The following is a 17,896-nucleotide window of genomic DNA, read 5'->3' as shown; positions in this document are numbered from 1 at the left end:
CGGATTCGGGTCCCCGGGCCCCCCGGTGGTGGTTTTCGGTGCGGTGGGGCCGGAGCCCCGGCGGTCAGCCCGCGGCCAGGGCGCGGACCGTCGGGGTGCGGTAGAGGTCGCGCAGGCGCAGCGGCGGGAGGCCGCGGCTGCGGAGGGCCGCGTTGATCCGTACGGCGAAGAGGGAGTTGCCGCCGAGTTCGAAGAAGTCGTCGTCCGGCCCGACCGGGGTGCCCAGGACGTCCGTCCAGATCTCCAGGAGCACCTCGGCGGGCCCCCCGTCCCCGGTGGCCCCGGCCGGCCGGGGCGCCGGGGACCGGACCGGGGCCGGGAGCCGGGAGACGTCGAGCTTCCCGTTCGTCGTCAGGGGCAGCGCGGGCAGGGCCGTGACCGTGGCGGGGACCATGTGCTCGGGCAGGATGCCCGCGGCACGCTTGCGGATGTCCTGGGTACCGGCGACGGCGACGCCCTCGGACGGTACGACGTAGGAGTCCAGCCGGGCCGTGGCGGGGTCGGCGGGATCGTCGCGGCGCACCACCACGGCCGCCGCCCGGACCTCGGGGTCCTCCAGGAGTACGGAGCGGATCTCGTCCAGTTCGATACGGAAGCCTCGGATCTTCACCTGGCTGTCGATCCGGCCCAGGTGTTCCAGCCGCCCGTCGGGCAGGAGCCGGCCGAGATCGCCGCTGCGGTACAGCCGTCCGCCGGTGAGCGGGTCGGCCAGGAACCGCTCGGCGGTCAGTTCGGGGCGGCCGAGGTAGCCGGCGGCCACTCCGGCGCCGCCCACGCGGATCTCGCCGGTCACCCCGGGCGGTACCGGCCGGCCGCGCTCGTCGGTCACGTAGAGGTGCCAGCCGGGCAGGGCGCGGCCCACCGACCGCGTGCCCCGGAGGGCGAGTTCACGGGTCAGGGTCTGGGCGGTGACGTGCACGGTCGTCTCGGTGATGCCGAACATGTTCACCACCCGGCAGATCTCCTCGGGGTGCAGGTCGAACCACGGCAGCAGCATCCGGCTGTCCAGCGGCTCACCGCCGAACACGACGAGGCGTACGGCGAGCGGTCCGTGCCCGGTCCGCAGCAGCTGCGAGAAGGCCGAGGGGGTCTGGCTGAGGACCGTGACCCCTTCGGCGGCGAGGAGACCGCAGAACTCCTCCGGATCACGGGAGACCTCGTACGGCACGACCACGAGCCGCCCGCCCGTCAGCAGGCAGCCCCAGATCTCCCACACCGAGAAGTCGAAGGCCCCGGAGTGGAACAGCGTCCACACGTCGTGGCCGCCGAGCCGGTACTCGTCGCGGGTGGCCTCGACGAGGGCGAGCACGTTGCGGTGGGGCACGACCACGCCTTTGGGGCGTCCGGTGGAACCCGAGGTGTAGATGACGTACGCCGGGTCGTCCGGAGCGGTACGCGCCGGCGGCCCGGAGGGCCGCCCCGTGGGTGCCACCAGTTCGTCGGGCGTCGCCACACCGGTGCTCCCGCCGTGCGGGAAGCCGGGCAGCCGGGTGACCACCAGGCCCGGCCCGGCGTCCTCGACCAGGTGGGCCAGGCGGTCCGCGGGATAGGCCGGGTCCGAAGGCACGTACGCGGCACCCGCCTTGAGCACCCCGAGCATGGTGACGACCAGGTCCGCGGTGCGCTCCAGGCAGACGCCCACCCGGTCGCCGTGCCGGACGCCGCGCGCCCGCAGCCCCGCCGCGAGCAGCGTGGACCGCTCGTCCAGCTCGCGGTAGGTGAGGCGTACCCCGCCCTCGCACACCGCGAGGGCGTCGGGCGTCGCGGAGACGACCCGGCCGAACGCCTCGGGCAGGGTCGCCGCCGGGCCGGGGCCGTCGTCCGGTGCGGGGGCCGGGGCCTCTGTCCGGCCCAGCCGCGCGACCGCGTCCCGCTCCGCTCCGTCCAGCAGCTCCACCTCGGCGACCGGGGTCTTCGGGGCGCTGGTCGTGGACGTGTACACCCGGGCCAGGTGCCGGGTGAACCGGTCGACGGCCGGGGCCGAGAAATGGCCGCGCAGATAACCGCACCACAGCCGTACGCCGCCGTCCGGCAGCGGGGCGAGCCCGTAGGTCAGCGGGAAGCGGGGGGCGAGGAAGGGGAGGAAGCCGTCACCGAGCGGTCCGGTGTCCTGGTCCGGTCCCTCGATCAGCCCGGCCGTGACGGGGCGGTCCGCCGGGGCGGGTTCCGCCGCGCACAGCTCCCCCAGGGTGGCGGCCCGTTCCACATCGATCTCCAGCACCCCCGCGCGGTCCGTCGCGACGGCCACGGGACCGCTCGCGCCGTGTCCGCCGTAGCGGTGCAGGGTGAGGGCGAGCGCGGCCAGCAGGCGGGAGGTGTCACCGGCACCGGCGTCCGGCAGGTCGAGGTGGTGCGTGCCGTGCCCCGGGGCACCGGGCTCGCCGCCGCCCCAGTCCGGTGCGGCGGCCGGGGCGGGCGCGGGGGCCGCTCGGGGGGCGGTGTCCGTTCCGGGGGCGGGGTCCACTCCGGGGGCGGTGTCTGCTCCGGGCGAGGGGTCCGCTCCAAGGGCGGGAGGAGGAGCGGGGTTCCCACCGGGCTCCCCGGTGCCGGTCAGTGTGGCGAGCAGGTGCCGCAGCCCCCGCCGGTCCAGCCTGGCCCGGTCCGCGACGACCACCAGGTCCGCCTCACCGCCCTCGTACCGCAGCAGGACGCACCGCACGTCCGCCGTCGGCCTGTTCATCTCGGCCTCGCGGCGGCGGACGGCGAGCGGGTCCGCCGGTCCGGCCGGCACGTCGTCCACCCACAGCCGCCGGTCACCGGTGCCGGCGAGCCGGGCGCCGAGCGTGCGCGGGGACGCCGAGGGGCCGGTCAGCCGGACGCGGACGGCATGGCACTTAGCACCCGACACGGGTGTCCTCCCAGTCAGTTCAGCGGTGGTTCGGTGGGTGGCCGGGCCGCCGTCCCCGGCGGGCGGCGGCCCGGGTGGTGGGCGGTCCGGGCGGGCGGGCGGCCCGGCCGGGTGAGCGGCCCGGCCGGCAGACAGCGCGGTCGGCGGGCGGCGCGGTCGGCGGGCGGCGCGGTCAGCAAGCGGCTCGGTCAGCGGGCGGTGAAGCCGCCGTCGACGGTCAGCACCGACCCGGTCACCTGCCGGGAACCGTCCGACAGCAGATGGACCACCGTGTCGGCGACGTCCCCGGGCTCGATCAGCGCGTTCATCGGCTGTGCCGTGACGAACGTCTGCTCGTGTTCGCTCACCGGCACCTCCAGTGCCCGGGCGATCTCCGCGAGCATCCGCCCCTCGACCGCCGGATCGTCACGGACGGACCCCGGGCAGACCGCGTTCACCCGGACCTTCGCGGGGGCGTAGTCCAGGGCCGCGGCCTTCGTCAGGCCGATCAGACCGTGCTTGGCGGCCACGTACCCGGCGAAGTGCCGGTAGCCGACCAGGCCGGCGGTGGAGGCGATGTTGACGATGCTCCCCGAGCGGCGCGCGCTCATGGCCCTGCCCACCGTGCGGATCACCCGCCAGGCACCGGACAGGTCCACGTCGATCATCAACGACCACTCGTCCTCGTCGATCCCGTGCACCGGTTTCCCCGAAGGGGACGCGATGCCCGCGTTGTTGACGACGCCGTCGATCCGGCCGAAGCGGTCCTCGGCCAGTTCCACCGCCGCCTCGACCGAGCTCAGTTCCCGTACGTCGCACCGGGCGGTGAGCACCGTCCCGCCCTCCGCGCGGCAGAGCTTCGCGGTGTGCTCCAGCTGGGCCCGGGTACCGAGCGGGTAGGGCACGCCGGGCAGGTCTCCGCAGAGGTCCAGCAGCAGCAGGTCGGCCCCCTCGGCCGCGCAGGCCGCCGCGGTGGCCCGGCCCAGTCCGCGGGCGGCTCCGGTGACGAGGACGGTCTTCCCCCTCAGGCGCACGGCTCACCCGCCTCACGGCCGGCCGCGGCGAGACCGGCGGTGACGAGCGAGAGCAGTTCCCGGGGCGAACCGGTGAGGTACATGTGGCCGCCCGCCGGTTCGGCGGAGGTGAAGTCCGCTCCGGCGACCTTCGCCCAGGCGGCGGCCTGGTCCCGGGTGACCAGGGTGTCGTCGGCGCCCCGCAGGGAGGTGAGGGGCACGGGCAGCGGCAGGTCCGTCCCCGGCACGTAGTTCTCGTGCATCTCGACGTCCGCCCGCAGGGCCGGGAGGATCAGCTCGCGCATCTCGGGGTCCTCCAGCGCCTCGTGGGTGTAGCCGGCGAACTCGTTGACCCGCGCGAGGAACGCGTCGTCCGGCAGACCGGTGGCGCGGCGCTCACGCTGTTCGGCCGGCTGCGGGGAACCGCTGACGAACAGCCGGACCAGCTCGAAGTCCGGGTCGGCGACCAGCCGGTGCGCCAGCTCGTAGGCGAGTACGGCTCCCAGGCTGTGCCCGAACAGGGCGACCCGGTGCGGCCCGTCCGGGGTGCCGAGCGTCTCGCGGAGCTCGGCCAGCAGCCCTTCGACCGCGGTGGGGACGTCCGTGTACGGGTCCTCGTCGAGCCGCCGTTCCCGGCCCGGGAGCTGGAGCGGGAGGATGGTCAGCCCTTCGCCGGCGAACCGCTGCCAGGGGCGGTAGAAGGAGGCCCCGGCCCCCGCGAAGGGCAGGCAGACCAGGGTGGTGCCGGTGCTCATCTCAGTGGTCCCCTTCCCCGGCGGCCAGCCGGGCGTCGTACCGCACGGGCAGCTTCTTGAGGCCGCGGCTGGTCGAGTTGTCGAAGACCCAGTCGAGGCTGTCGTGCGGGACGGCCAGGGTCAGGCCGGGCAGTCTGCGCAGCAGGGTGGGGAAGGCCACCTGCCCCTCGACACGGGAGAGCGGGGCGCCCACGCAGAAGTGCGCGCCCTGGCCGAAGGCCAGATGCCGGTTGGGGCCACGGGTGATGTCGAGCCGGTCGGGGTCCTCGAACGCCTCCGGGTCCCGGTTGGCGGAGTCCATCAGGATATGGACGAAACCTTCCTTCGGGATGGGGCAGCCCGCCAGCTCCATGTCCTCGGTGGCGACCCGCAGGGTGCCCCGGTAGACCGGCGGCTCGAAGCGCAGGAACTCCTCGACGGCCGACTCGGCCAGCTCCGGCTTCGCACGGAGCAGTTCCAGCTGGTCGGGGTGGGCGAACAGCGCCTGCATGCCGTTGCCGATGAGGTTGGCCGTGGTCTTGTGTCCGGCGATGATCAACAGGACCAGGGTGGAGACGAGTTCGTCGTTGGTGAAGACGTCCTCCTCGTCGGCGGCCCGCAGCAGGATGCTGACCAGGTCCTCACCGAGGCCGGTACGGCGGCGCTCGTCGAGCAGGTCGACCAGGTAGCGCTCGATGCTGTCGCTCGCGCGCTTCAGCTCGGCGTTCGACTCCTCGTCCGCGAACGGGGCGCCGCTGAGCCAGTAGCCCCAGGCGTGCAGGTCGGGCCGGTCCTCGATCGGGACCCCGAGGAACTCGCAGATGACACGCATCGGCAGGGAGAACGCGAACTCCATCAGGTCGACCTCGCCCGACTCGGGGAGCGCGTCGATGAGTTCGTCGGTGATCTCCTGGATGCGGGGCCGCAGCAGGGCCATCCGGCGCGGTACGAACGCCCTGCTGACCAGCCTGCGGAGCCGGGTGTGCTCCGGGGCGTCGGCAGTGATCATGTTGCGTATGAGGACCGGGCTGCTGTCCTCCAGGAGGTCCCGGAACCAGGCCGGCGCGTTCTCCACCTGCTTGGACAGGCGGGGGTCGCTGAACCCTTCGAGCGCGGTCGCGTAGTCGGCGACGACGTACGCGTCCCCGCCCGGCGGGTAGTTGATGGCGTGGACGGGGCAGCCGGAGGTGCGCAGCCTGGTGTTCGCGGCGTGCGTACCACCGGGCTCGGGGTCCGTGAAGAACTCCGGCGGGAGCCGGTCGGCACCGGCCGCGCCGGTCCCCGCGGCGTCCGCCGCCCGGTCGGTGGTCGTCACGTCCGTTGTCTCGGCGGTCATCACTTCTCCTGGTGAGTCGAGTCCGCCACGGGGGCCGTCGCGGTCGCGGCGTACTCCTCGGGCGGGACCAGCTTGCGGATGCGCGGGCTGAGCGTGGGCAGGGCGGCCAGGCCGGATATGACGGCCATCGTCGTGAACACCCAGGTGGAGCCGGACAGATCGAAGATGGCACCGACGCCGAACACCCCGGCCGGGGCCGCGATCATCGACATGAACATCACCGCGCCGAGCACCCGCCCCTGCACCTTGTCGGGAGCGATGGCGGCCAGGTAGGCGAGGAAGAGCGCGCTGGTGATCGGCCCGCGCAGGAACACGCAGGCGACGATGATGCCGAGCGGTACGAGTCCGGACACGTTCGCCAGCAGTACGGCGGCGACCGGACCGATCCAGGCGGCGGTCAGGAAGATCACCGGCGGACTGGCCCACTTGATGATCGGGCTCGCCAGCAGCGAGCCGACGAGGCCGCCGATGCCGGCGATCGACAGCAGCATGCCGATGAAGGACGGGGAGGCGCCCCTGCTCTCGGCGGTGGCGATCAGCGCGAGGAAGACCCCGGTGTGGGTGAACGCCATGTTCGAGCCCATGATCCAGATGATCAGGAGGCGCAGGACCGGCTGCCGGGCCAGGAAACGGAAGCCCTCGGCCGCGTTGCGCTTCTCCCCCGGCTCCGGGCTCTCCACCTTGAGCGGCTTGCGGATGAACAGCATCAGCAGCGACGAGACCAGGAAGGCGATGGCCGCGCTGAGGAAGGGGAAGGCACGGGCCACCGCGAACAGGGCACCGCCCACCGGCGGTCCGCCCATGGTCGCGGCGAAGTACCGGACCTGGTTCTGCGCCGTCGCCTGGGTGAGCTGCGACGGCGGCACCAACTGCTTGATGACCGCCAGCCCGGTCGGGTTCGAGACCCCCAGGGCGGCGGCGGAGCCGACGGCCGTGGCGAAGATGACGAACGTGTTGGCATGGCCGGTGGTGATGAGCAGGGCGAACAGCCCGAGCAGCACGACCCGGACCAGGTTGCAGCCGATGAGCAGCAGCTTCCGGTCGATCCGGTCGGCGAGGCTGCCGCCGACGATCGACATCACGCTCGCGGTGATCAGCTGCGCCGATCCGACGGCGCCCGCGTAGAACGCGGAGCCGGTGGAGGAGATGATCAGCAGCGGGTAGGCGACCTCGGCGGTCTCCTTGGCCAGCGCGGCGAACGCCTCGCTGGTCCACAGCGCCTGGAAGTTCCCGTTGCGCAGCAGGGGTTTCTCCGGCGCGGCGTCCGCTCCCGGAGCCCCCTTCCCGTCCGCGTCCGGCGCGGCGGCGTTGCCCGGTTCCCCGGCCGGATCCGCCGTCGTGACGGCCCTCGTACCGGGAAACGCGCCCCCGTCCGGGGACGGGGCCTCCCCGCCGGGCCGTGGCACGTCCCTGCCGGGCTGTGCGGTGCTCTCGCCCGGTGGCTTTTCGGCCATCGTCATACCTTTCCTCGCTCAGCCGCTGTATCGGCCGGAAGCACCTTGAGCAGCTTCAGGGCCAGCTCCGGCGCGTACGGACGCGCGAGCATGGACCAGTGGTCCCCGTCGACCGGCTCGACCGTGATCCCGCCCCGGTAGAGACCGGCCAGCCGGTCACGCAGCCGGTCGGCCTCGGCCTGCCCGCTCGACGCCTTCAGGAGCACCGCCGGGCAGGGCACGGGCCGGGGCCGGTAACGCAGCACCGCCGCCTGACCGGCGACGAACCGTCTGCGCAGCTCCGGACTGCGCCGGAGCCGGCGGGCCGCCGGCCCGGTCCCGAGCACCATGCCGGCCTGGGCGCGCAGGCCCGCGCCCAGGAAGTCGGGGGCGAACGCCGCCGGCAGCCCTCCGGTGTCCGGGACGAAACCGTCCAGGCAGACGAGCAGGTCCACCCGCTCGCCCCGCCGGGCGAGCTGCCGCGCCATCTCGTGGGCGACGACGGCCCCGTAGGACCAGCCGCCGATTGTGTAAGGCCCCTCGGGCTGGGCGCGGAGCAGTGCGCGGACATGGCCGGCCGCGACGGCCTCGACCGTGCGCGGCCGCGGGCCCCCGGTGTCCTCCAGCCCCAGGACCGGGCGGCCTCCGGCGTTCTCCAGCAGGCCGGCCAGGGTCCGGTAGGGAAGTGCGGTACCCGTCGCGTCGGCGGCCAGGAACACCGGCCGCCCCGTACCGCCGTCGCCGAGGACGGCGACGCCCGGGACGCCCCGGGAGGCGGACACCGCTCCGGCGGGCGGCGTGGCCGAGGGCGCGGGCAGGTGCCGCTCCACCTCACCGACCAGGTCGCCGAAGGACGGCGCCCGGGAGAAGTCCGTGACGGAGAGGGCGCAGCCGGTGCGCTCGCGGATCCTGGCCGTCAGGGTGACGGCCAGGAGCGACTCCCCGCCCAGGGCGAAGAAGTCGTCGTCGTCCCGTACCCCGTCAACGCCGAGGGTGCGGCACCAGAGTTCCGCCAGCACGGGGCGCACCGTCGCGGCCGGTGCTGGAGGTACTGCCGCGGCCGGTGCGGGACGTGCTGCCGCGGCCGGTGCGGTGACGGGGTCCGGCGCCGGTGCCACGGCCCGTTCCGCGGGGGCCGCCGGGCCCGTGGCGTCCGTCCGCCGCCCCCGCCCCCGCCTCCGCAGGTCCTCGCCGAGGAACGGGTGGGCGGGCAGGGAACAGCGTGGCACCCGCTCCTCGCCGTGCCGCGGGTCCGCCGCGTCCAGCACGTCCAGCACATCCGGTACGTCCGCCAGGACACGGTCCGCACCCAGTTCCCACAAGGCGGCGAGGGCCGCCAGCAGGGCGGCGTCCCCGGTTTCGTCCGGGCCGGAGGTGAGCCGGACCGTCTGGTGGGCGCTGTTCCAGCCGGGGCTGGAACGCAGGCCCGCGATCATCGAACTCCCGGGCCCCAGCTCGACGTAGGTGGTGCAGCCCGAGCCGAGCAGGGTCTCCATCGCCGCGCCGAGGAGGACCGGCCGGCGCAGCTGGGCGGCCCAGTAGTCCGGGCCCGCCACCTCCTGCGGATCGGCCCAGGTGCCGGTGGTGTCGGAGATCAGCGGCCGCCGTGGCGGGCGGGCGGGCACCGACGACAGGGTCGCCCGCACCGCCTCGGCGGCCTGTTCCATGGCCTTCGTGTGGAAGGCGCGCCGGGTGTGGACCGGCGTGGTCCGGAGTCCCGCGAACGGGTCCCCGGCGAGCAGGTCGTCCATGGCCTTCTCGGGACCGGACAGGACGACGGAGCCCGGACCGTCCACGGCGACGGTGGCCTCGCAGCCGGCCGGCAGCCGGGACAGGACCTCCGCGGCGGAGGCCCTGACGCTCACCATGCGGCCCGGTTCGGTGTCCCACATCGCGCGGGCGCGCCGGAACACCAGCTCCGCGGCGTCCGCCGGGGACCAGACCCCGGCGAGGGCCGCGGCGGCGTACTCACCGACGCTGTTGCCGAGCATCGCGGCGGGGCGGACGTTCCACGCCTCCAGCTGACGGCCGAAGGCGTATCCCAGGGCGAACAGGCCGAGTTGCTGATGCACGGTGTCCGCGAACCAGTCCCCGGCACCCGTGCCGGCTCCGGTGCCGGAGGCGTCGGGCGCCTGGTCGGTACCGGTCCCAGTGCCGGTCCCGGCGTCCGTGACCACGGGCGCCAGGTCGATGCCGTGCGTGTCCCGGACGGTCCGGGCGATCTCGTCGAACGCCGCCCGGAACCCGGGCAGCAGCCGGTACGCCGCGGCGCCCGCGCCGTGCCGCAGGGTGCCCTGCCCCGGGAAGAGGAAGGCGGCCTTGCCCAGCTTCCGCGGTGGTGCGGCCGCCGTCCTGCCCCCGGAACCCGCCCCGCCACCGGTGTCCGGCGCGGTGTCCGCTCCCTCCTGCACACCGCGCAGCAGCCGGGCGGCCTGGGCCGGGTCCGAGGCCACCAGCATCCGGCGGTGCCGGTGGACCCGCCGTGCGGCGAGGGTCCGGGCCGTCCCGGCGAGCGTCGGGGGCTGTTCAGCGCCGCCGCCGTCCGGGTCGAGCCGGTCGGCGAGCGCCCCGGCCAGCCGCCCGAGCGCCTCGGGGGTGGCCGCCGACAGGGCCAGCGGGCGGGGACCCCCGCGTACCGTGCGCGGTACGTGGCTGGGCGCGCCCTGGAGCACCACATGGGCGTTGGTACCGCCCACCCCGAAGGAGCTGACCGCCGCCAGCCGGGTTCCGCGCTCCGGCCAGGGCGCGTTGGCGTCGGCGATCCGGAACGGCGAATCCTCCAGCTCCAGCAGCGGGTTGGGGCTGGTGAAGTGGGCGGTGGGCACCAGCTGCCCGCGCTCCAGCATCAGTACGGTCTTGATCAGCCCGGCGACACCGGAGACCACACCGGTGTGCCCGATGTTCCCCTTGACCGCACCGAGCAGGCAGGGGCCGCCGTCCCGGCCCACGGTCCCGAACGCCTCGGCCAGGGCCTGCACCTCGACCGGGTCGCCGAGCCGGGTCGCCGTGCCGTGCGCCTCGACGTAGTCGATGTCCGCCGGGTCGACGCCGGCGATCCGCTGGGCGGCGCGGATCACCTCGCTCTGGCCGGCGGCGGACGGCGCGGTGTACGCCATCTTGTCCGAGCCGTCGTTGTTGACCGCCGTACCGGTGATCACCGCGGCGATCCGGTCGCCGTCGCGCAGCGCGTCCGCGAGACGTCTGAGCACGACGACGGCGACGCCCTCGCTGGGCACGGTGCCCGCCGCACGGGCGTCGAAGGGCCGGCAGCGCCCGTCCGGCGACAGGATGCCGCCCTGCTCGAAGAGGTAGCCCCACTCCCCTTCCGGCATCACGGTGACACCGCCGGCCAGTGCCGCGTCGCACTCGCCCCCGACCAGGGCGCGCGCGGCCAGGTGCACCGCCGTCAACGAGGTCGAGCAGGCCGTCTGGACGGTGAGGGCGGGGCCCCGCAGCCCCAGCCGGTAGGCGACGCGTGTCGCGAGGAAGTCCTTCTCCTGGCCTATGTAGCGGGCGAGTTCGCCCTGCTCCTCGTCGGCGTGGTGGCCGACCCGGTCGGCTCCCGCGTACACCCCGATCCGGCCCGGGAAGCGGGACGGGTCGATGGCCGCGTCGTCCACGGCCGTCGAGGCGCATTCGAGGAAGACCCGCTGCTGCGGGTCCATCGCCGCGGCCTCGGCCCTGCTGTACCTGAAGAACGCCCGGTCGAACCGGCGCGAGCCGGTGATGACCCCCATGGCCGGGACGAAGTTCTCCCGGCGCACATAGGCCGGGTCGGCCCCCTCGGCCAGCAGCCACTCGGGGTCGAACCGGGTGATCCCGTCCACCCCGCCCGTGAGCGCGGCCCAGTAGGCGGGCACGTCGTCGGCGCCGGGCAGCCTGCAGGCCATGCCCACCACGGCCACCGCGTTCTCCGTCGGCACGGTCACACTCCTCCGGTCCGGGGACCGGCGGCGGCCGTCCCCAGGTCGACGTACAGGTGGTCGAGTCCGACGTACGACAGGTTGGGGCCCCACTCGGCGGCCTCGGGGGCGAGCCGGGCGTCCGGGAACCGCTGTGCGAAGCGGCGCAGGAGCACCGCCGCCTCCAGCCGGGCGAGCGGTGCGCCGACGCAGTAGTGCGGCCCGTACCCGAAGACGAGGTGCTGTTCCGGCCGGCCGGCCGGCCCCGTGACCGGGCACCCGCCGGAGGGCCCTGCGGCCGGACCGCTCCCCGGGACCGGGCCGCTCCCGGCGTCCGGGCCGTCCCCGGCGTCCGGGTCGGCGAGCAGCCCCTGCCCGGTGAGGCTGACCATCACCAGGTCGCCCTCCTCCAGGCGGGCTCCGGCCACCTCCTGGTCGTAGGCGACCACACGCCCCAGGTGCCGCAGCGGCGGCCGGGTGACGAGCACCCGTTCCACGAGCGCCTCCACCGCGCCCTCCCGCTCCTCCCGGACCGCGTCCCACACGTCCCGGTCGCCCAGCGCGGTCAGCACCACCGACCCCAGCAGCGACGCCGTCGTCTCCAGGCCGCCGAAGAGGTTCATCGCCCAGGTCGCGGTCGTACGGGCCCGGTCCCGCGGGGTGTCCCGGGGGAAGGCCGCGGGGGCCGAGGCCCGGGAGAGCGCGTCGGCCATCTCCGTCATGGCCCGGTGCGCGTCCCTGGCGTAGTCCTGCCGGTACATCGCGCCGATGAACAACGACAGCATCCGCGACCAGCGGTGCAGCGTCTCGGGACGCTCGTCGACACCGACCACGTGGGCCATGACCGTGCCGGAGATCCCGTCGGCGACCGTCGGCACCACGTCGTGCGGCCGGGCCGCGGCGAGCGCGTCGAGGCACTCGTCGACGATCTCCTCCACCCGCCCGGCCAGGGAGCGGACGTAGGAGGCGGAGAACATCCGCTGCACCGGCCTGCGCAGTTCCGTGTGCTCGGGGGCGTCGGTCTGGACGAACCAGAGCCGCAGGAACTCGGTGAGCTCGTGGTACTCCGCCCGTGCCGTGTCCGTCATGTACAGCTGGAAGGAGCGCTCGAAGGTCCCGGAGGCGAAGCCGGGGTGGTTGAGGACCTGCCGGGCCAGTCGCGGATCCGCGACGACCCAGCAGTCCAGTCCGTCGTCCCACTCGGGGGGCGCCGCGCCTTCCGGGATCACCAGAGGCACCGCGGCCGGCTGCGTACGGTTCACCGGCCGGCGGCCTTCCCGGCGCCGGCGGCCTTCTCCACGAGCACCCGCAGACCGTCCGGGGTCGGGGAGAGCAGGAAGTCACGCAGGCGCACGCCCACTCCCAGCCGGCTCTTGAGCCTGCGCATGAGCCGGACCGCCCCCAGGGAGTTCCCGCCCACCATGAAGAAGTCGGTGTCGGCCGTGATCCCGGTGACCGGTTCGTCGCTCTCGACGGACTCGGCGAACAACTCCATGATCTGCCCCGTGAGATCGGGGGCGGCCTCCCCCGGGTCCGCGCCGGCGGGAGCCGCGGACGACGCCCGCCCGGCCGGCACCGCGAGCGCCGCGAGGGCCCGCCGGTCGACCTTGCCGTTGGCCGTCACCGGCAGCCGGTCCACCACGGCCCACAGGGCCGGCACCATGTAGGCCGGGAGGCGCTCCCGCAGCAGGGCGCGCAGCCCTGCCGCGTCGATCCGGGCGCCGTCGGCCAGGACCACCGCGGCCACCAGCCGCTTGTCCGCGCCGCCGCCGTCCGTGACGCTCACCACGGCGTCCCGGACCTCCGGATGTGAGGTCAGGGCGTCCGCGACGGCACCGAGTTCGACCCGGTAGCCGCGGAGTTTTACCTGGTCGTCGGCGCGGCCCAGGAAACGCAGCCGCCCCTGGCCGTCGATCCGTACGACGTCGCCCGTCCGGTAGAGGCGTTCGGGCACATCGGGTGAGAACTCCCCGAAGGAGCGCGCCGTCTCCTTCTCGTCACCGAGGTAGCCGTCGGCCAGCCCGGCCCCGCCGGCGTACAGCTCCCCCACCGCTCCCGGCGGCACGGTCCGGTGGCGCTCGTCGAGCACGTACACCCGGGTGCCCGGCACGGGCCGGCCGATCGGGAGCGGGCCGTCGGCCTCCTCGGGCCGCCGCACCGTGTGGGTGGCGGTGAAGGTGGTGTTCTCCGTCGGCCCGTAGCCGTTGGTGATCACCAGACCGGGGTGGCGGGCGAGCGCGCGGGCCACGTGCTCGTGGGGCACCACGTCACCGCCCGTCAGCAGCTGCCGCATCCCGGCGAACGAGTCGGGGGCGAACTCCTCGACCAGCCGGAACAGTCCGGCGGTCAGCCAGGCGACCGTGACCTCGCGCTCGCGCAGGAAGGTGCCGAGCTCGGTGGGCGACGCCGGCCCGGGCGGGTGCACCTCCAGGGTGGCCCCGGTCAGCAGGGCGCCCCACAGTTCCAGCGTGGAGGCGTCGAAGGCCAGCGGCGACAGCCGCAGCATCCGCTCGCCCGGCCCGAGGCGCACGTAACCGGCCTCGTGCACCAGCCGGAGCACCGCCCGGTGGGGGACGGCGACGCCCTTGGGCTCACCGGTCGATCCCGAGGTGAACGCGACATAGGCCAGGCGTGCCGGGTCCTCCCCCGCCACCGGCCCGGCGGCCCGGGGCGCTCCGGCGTCCGCCCAGGACGGTTCCCAGGTGGGCACCGGTGTGACGCCCAGCGACCCGATCCTGTTCGCGGCGGGTCCCCCGACCGGTCCGGCCAGCGCCGCGGCCGGTTCCGCGCGCCTGACGATCCTCGTCAGATGGGCGTCCGCGTCCCCCGGTTCCACACCGACGTACGCGGCACCCGCCCACTGCACACCCAGTACGGCCACGGCCTCGGCGACCGACCGCTCCACCCCCACCAGCACCCGGTCGCCCGGCCGGACACCCGCCTCGATGAGCAGGCGCGCCTGCTCGGCGGCGGCCTCCGCCAGCTGCGCGTAGGTGAGTTCGGCCGACTCGTCGCGTACGGCGACGGCGTCCGGGGTGCGCGCGGCCGTCGCGCGGAACAGCGCGTCGAGGGAGGTGGCGGGCAGGTCCTGGACACCGCTGTTGATCTCGTCGAGCCGGGCCCGGCCGGCCTCGGAGACACAGCGCACCTCCTCCAGCGGGACGTCCGGGCCGGTCGCGAGCTGTTCCACGGCGGCCCGGAAGTCGGCGACGAACGCGCCGGTCTCCTCCTCGGTCCAGACCCCCGTCGCGTACTCCACGTGCCCGGCGAACGAGGGCTCGGCCCGGCCGATCAGCATCGTCAGGTCGAACTGCGACCCCCCGCCGTGCCCCTCCTCGACCCGCAGCCGCACGGGGCCGGCGTCCACGACGGGCGGGACCAGCTGGTCGTGCATGCCGAAGCAGACCTGGACGAGGGGGTGGCAGCCGAGGCTGCGTTCGGTGCCGAGGCGGGAGACCAGTTCCTCGAAGGGCAGGTCGCCCGCGTCGATGCTCTGCCCCAGCGAGGCGTGCACGGAGCGCAGATAGGCCGAGGCGCTCGCCTCGTCGTCCACGTCCACGCGTACCGGCACGAGGTTCCCGGACACCGCGACCAGGTGCTCCAGCTCATGGGAGTCCCGGCCGAGCAGGGGCACCCCGACGAGCAGCCGGCCCGCGCCCGTCCGGCGGCCGACCGTCAGGCCGAAGGCGCCGAGCAGGAAGGCGAACGGGGTGATGCCCAGCTCCCGGGCCCGCGCCGCCACCGCCCCGGTCACCTCGGCCCCCAGGTCCAGAGCCGTACGGGCGCCCGCGGCGTCCTGGACCGCGGGGCGCTGCCGGTCGGCGGGCAGTTCGATCACCGAGGGCACCCGGTCGAGGTGCTTCTCCCAGAACGCGGCCTGGCTGTCCCACACCCCGGCCTCCCGCAGCGCCCGCTGCCGGCCGGACAGCACCCGCACCGGCACGTCCGGGCCGAGGTCCGGCTCGGGGGCCCCCTGGACGAGCGCTCCGTAACGGGCGAAGACCTCCTTGAGCAGCAGCCCCACCGCCCAGCCGTCCAGCACCATGTGGTGCGCCACCAGGACGACGGCGTCGCCGCCCCGCGGGCGGGTGAAGTGCAGGAAGCGGTAGGCGGGCGCGGCCGACAGCACGAACGGCTCCCGTGCCGAGGCCGCCGACTCACGGCCGACGTACTCCTCGAAACCGTCCGCCGGGCCGTCGTACGGGAACGTCTCCAGCCGGGGCACGTGGGCGGGCAGCACCTCGCGCACGGCGTCCTCGTCGGTCTCCCGGAAGACGGTGCGCAGCCCTTCGTGGCGGGCGGCGGTCCGGGCCAGGGACTCGGCGAGCGCCTTGGGGTCCAGCCGGGCGTCCTCGGCCGCACAGCGGAAGACCAGGTTGTACGGGGAACCTCCGGCCACCCGCTCGATGAGCCACATCCCGCGCTGCGCCGGTGAGAGGGAGGCGTCGTCGGCGCCGGCTTCCCCGGCACCGGTGTCGGTCCGCTCCACGGGCCGCGCGCCGTCGAGCACCCTGGCCAGGGGCTCCGCCCCCAGGAGCGCCTTCACCGCGACGCCCAGGCCCAGCCGCTCGCGCAGCAGTGCCGCCAGGCGCATGGCGCGCAGCGAGTCCCCGCCCAGGGCGAGGAAGCTCTCCGTCGCGAAGCCCGCCGGGCCGGTCTCCTCGCCGAGGACGGAGACGGCGAGATCGTCGGGTGTCATCGGGCGGCCTCGCCGGCCGTGCGGCGGTGGCGGGCGGCGTCGAGCGCGCCGGCGCCGCCGGCGGGTGCCGGAACCTCGGCGGGGGCCGCCAGGAGGTCGGCCTGGCCGCTCACGGTGGCCGAACGGAACAGGTCGACGGTGCGCAGCATGCGCCCGGAAGCCTGGCTCAGCTTCTCCACCAGCACGACGAGCAGCAGGGAGTCGCCGCCCGACTCGAAGAAGCTGACGTCGTCGTCCACCTCGTCGGTCTCCAGCACCTCCTGCCAGATGGACCGCACGAGGTCGAGCCGCTCGGCGGGATCGTCCAGGTCGATCGCGTGGACGGGCTGTTCGAGCACGGGTTCCTCCGGTGAAGTGGCAAGGTCCACGGCGCTGCGCCGCAGATCCGACAGGAAGGCCGGGACGGCTGAGGGGTCGGTGATGTCGACCGGGTGGTCCAGGGACAGCTCCAGTCGCCGTCCTTCGGTGCTCTCCTCGACGCGGACGAACACCGCGAGGTCGTACTTGATGTACAGGGGGTCGAGCGGCCGCAGCCGGCCGGTCGTGCCGGGGGCCAGTTCGGGGGTGTGCGGCGCGTCGTCCAGATTGAGGAGCACCGGGGTCAGCGGCGGCCAGAGCGCGTTGCGCTTCGGGTTGAGCTCGGCGGATATGGCGTCCAGCGGCACATCGCTGTCCATGAACGCCTCCATGCTGCCGGTCCGTGCGTTGCGCAGCAGCTCGCGCCAGGTGGTGGATCCGTCGAGGGAGACCCGCAGCACCACCGTCGTGATGAACATGCCGATCACGTCGGCGGCCTCGGGCCGGTCGCGGCCCGGCCAGGCGAAGGCGATGAGGAAGTCCCGCTGGGTGCTGCCGCGGGCCAGGGCGGCGGCCAGCAGCGCGACCCCGAGCATGAAGGTGGTGCAGCCCTCCTGGGCCGCCACGGCCAGGACCTTCGCGGTCGTTCCCGGGTCGAGGCGGGTGGCGGCGGAGGCCCCGACCAGTGACGTTTCCTCGGAGGCGCGTACGAAGGGGAGGTGTACACCGGTGGGAGCGCCGCGCAGCCGCTCGACCACCTCCTGGACCTGGGCGGCCGTCTCCTCTTCGGAGGGCTCCGCGACCACCGAGGCGGGGTGCGGCGGACTGCTCAGCTCCGGCTCCACGCCGGCCAGCGCGGCCCGGTAGAGGGTGAATATCTCCTCGAGCAGCATCGTGCGGGACAGGCCGTCGAAGACGATGTGGTGCGAGGTGAGGACGAGGAGGGTGCGTTCGGTGTCCAGCCGGATCACCTCGGCCCGCGCGGGTGCCTCGGTGGCGAGGTCGAACGGGGTGCTGCACAAGGCGCTGACCAGCCGGTCGACTTCGGCCGCGGTCCAGCCCTCGGCCGCCGCGTCGAGGAAGCCTGCGTCGGCCGGCGCCCCGTGGGTGCTGTATTCGACCCGGCGGCGTTTCACGTCGAGCCGGAACCTCGCCCGCAGCGAGGGGTGCCTGCCGAGGGCCCGGCGTACCGCGTCCACCAGGACCGGGTGGTCCACCGGCCCGGTGAACTCGATGACCGAGGGCACCAGTTGGGTGGGCTTCAGTAATTCATCGCGGTCCAGCACCCATAAACCCTGCTGCATCCTGGTGGCCGGATACCAGGAAGGCTCTTCCACTAACGGATCGGACAGCAAGAGGAATCCCCCGAAGACTCAGCCGAAGAGAACGCAGGAATCCGGTGCACACAGCACCGGACAACGAATACGTAGACTTGGAACAGCCTTTGCCATTGCTTTCCCTGAACCCCCCCAGGGAATGAGCCGGGCAACGGCCGGATTGAAGCTATGACCGCCCCAATGCGCATGTCAAGGGGGCCCCGCCGGGTCTCGCGGAACGCTCTCTTTTAGCCAAGTGGCCCAAAATCGCCTGTTGTTGTCAATGCGCCACCGAGGGCGGTCCCTGTCCTGTACGTTGTTCGGCGGCGTCCCGCCCGT

Annotated in this window: 9 protein-coding genes; all 9 read right to left on the bottom strand. The window is 74.3% G+C overall.

The genetic code is table 11. From position 1 onward, the window contains the following. Positions 1-64 precede the first annotated feature (64 nt). The 9 genes from CP967_RS18790 to CP967_RS18750 all read right to left on the bottom strand — a co-directional run bounded on the left by CP967_RS18790 (position 65) and on the right by CP967_RS18750 (position 17,578). A complete protein-coding gene (locus CP967_RS18790) occupies positions 65-2,848 on the bottom strand; it encodes a non-ribosomal peptide synthetase (protein WP_150489081.1) in 2,784 nt (927 codons plus the stop codon). A 188-nt stretch (positions 2,849-3,036) separates the two neighbouring features. Next, complete coding sequence (locus CP967_RS18785; RefSeq protein ID WP_150489080.1) at positions 3,037-3,861, bottom strand: SDR family oxidoreductase; 825 nt, start codon at positions 3,859-3,861, stop codon at positions 3,037-3,039. After that, a complete protein-coding gene (locus CP967_RS18780; protein ID WP_150489079.1) occupies positions 3,852-4,595 on the bottom strand; it encodes a thioesterase II family protein in 744 nt (247 codons plus the stop codon). The genes CP967_RS18785 and CP967_RS18780 overlap by 10 nt, the downstream gene beginning before the upstream one ends. Before the next feature lies 1 nt (position 4,596). Beyond that, positions 4,597-5,910 (bottom strand): cytochrome P450 family protein, encoded by a 1,314-nt coding sequence (locus CP967_RS18775; protein WP_229888610.1) that lies wholly within the window; start codon positions 5,908-5,910, stop codon positions 4,597-4,599. Next, positions 5,910-7,370, bottom strand: coding sequence for an MFS transporter (locus CP967_RS18770; protein ID WP_229888611.1), 1,461 nt, complete (start codon positions 7,368-7,370; stop codon positions 5,910-5,912). The genes CP967_RS18775 and CP967_RS18770 overlap by 1 nt, the downstream gene beginning before the upstream one ends. Next, complete coding sequence (locus tag CP967_RS18765; RefSeq protein WP_150489078.1) at positions 7,367-11,266, bottom strand: type I polyketide synthase; 3,900 nt, start codon at positions 11,264-11,266, stop codon at positions 7,367-7,369. The genes CP967_RS18770 and CP967_RS18765 overlap by 4 nt, the downstream gene beginning before the upstream one ends. Positions 11,267-11,268: 2 nt before the next feature. Next, positions 11,269-12,507: a cytochrome P450 gene (locus CP967_RS18760; RefSeq protein ID WP_150489077.1), complete on the bottom strand. Its 1,239-nt coding sequence runs from the start codon at positions 12,505-12,507 to the stop codon at positions 11,269-11,271. Beyond that, complete coding sequence (locus CP967_RS18755) at positions 12,504-15,944, bottom strand: non-ribosomal peptide synthetase (RefSeq protein WP_150489076.1); 3,441 nt, start codon at positions 15,942-15,944, stop codon at positions 12,504-12,506. Before CP967_RS18755 ends, CP967_RS18760 begins: the two co-directional genes overlap by 4 nt. Continuing rightward, positions 15,941-17,578: a condensation domain-containing protein gene (locus CP967_RS18750; protein ID WP_229888612.1), complete on the bottom strand. Its 1,638-nt coding sequence runs from the start codon at positions 17,576-17,578 to the stop codon at positions 15,941-15,943. Before CP967_RS18750 ends, CP967_RS18755 begins: the two co-directional genes overlap by 4 nt. Positions 17,579-17,896: the final 318 nt, after the last annotated feature.

The organism is Streptomyces nitrosporeus, from assembly GCF_008704555.1.
Classification (GTDB): Bacteria; Actinomycetota; Actinomycetes; order Streptomycetales; family Streptomycetaceae; genus Streptomyces; species Streptomyces nitrosporeus.
This window is presented reverse-complemented; position numbering and strand designations above follow the sequence as displayed.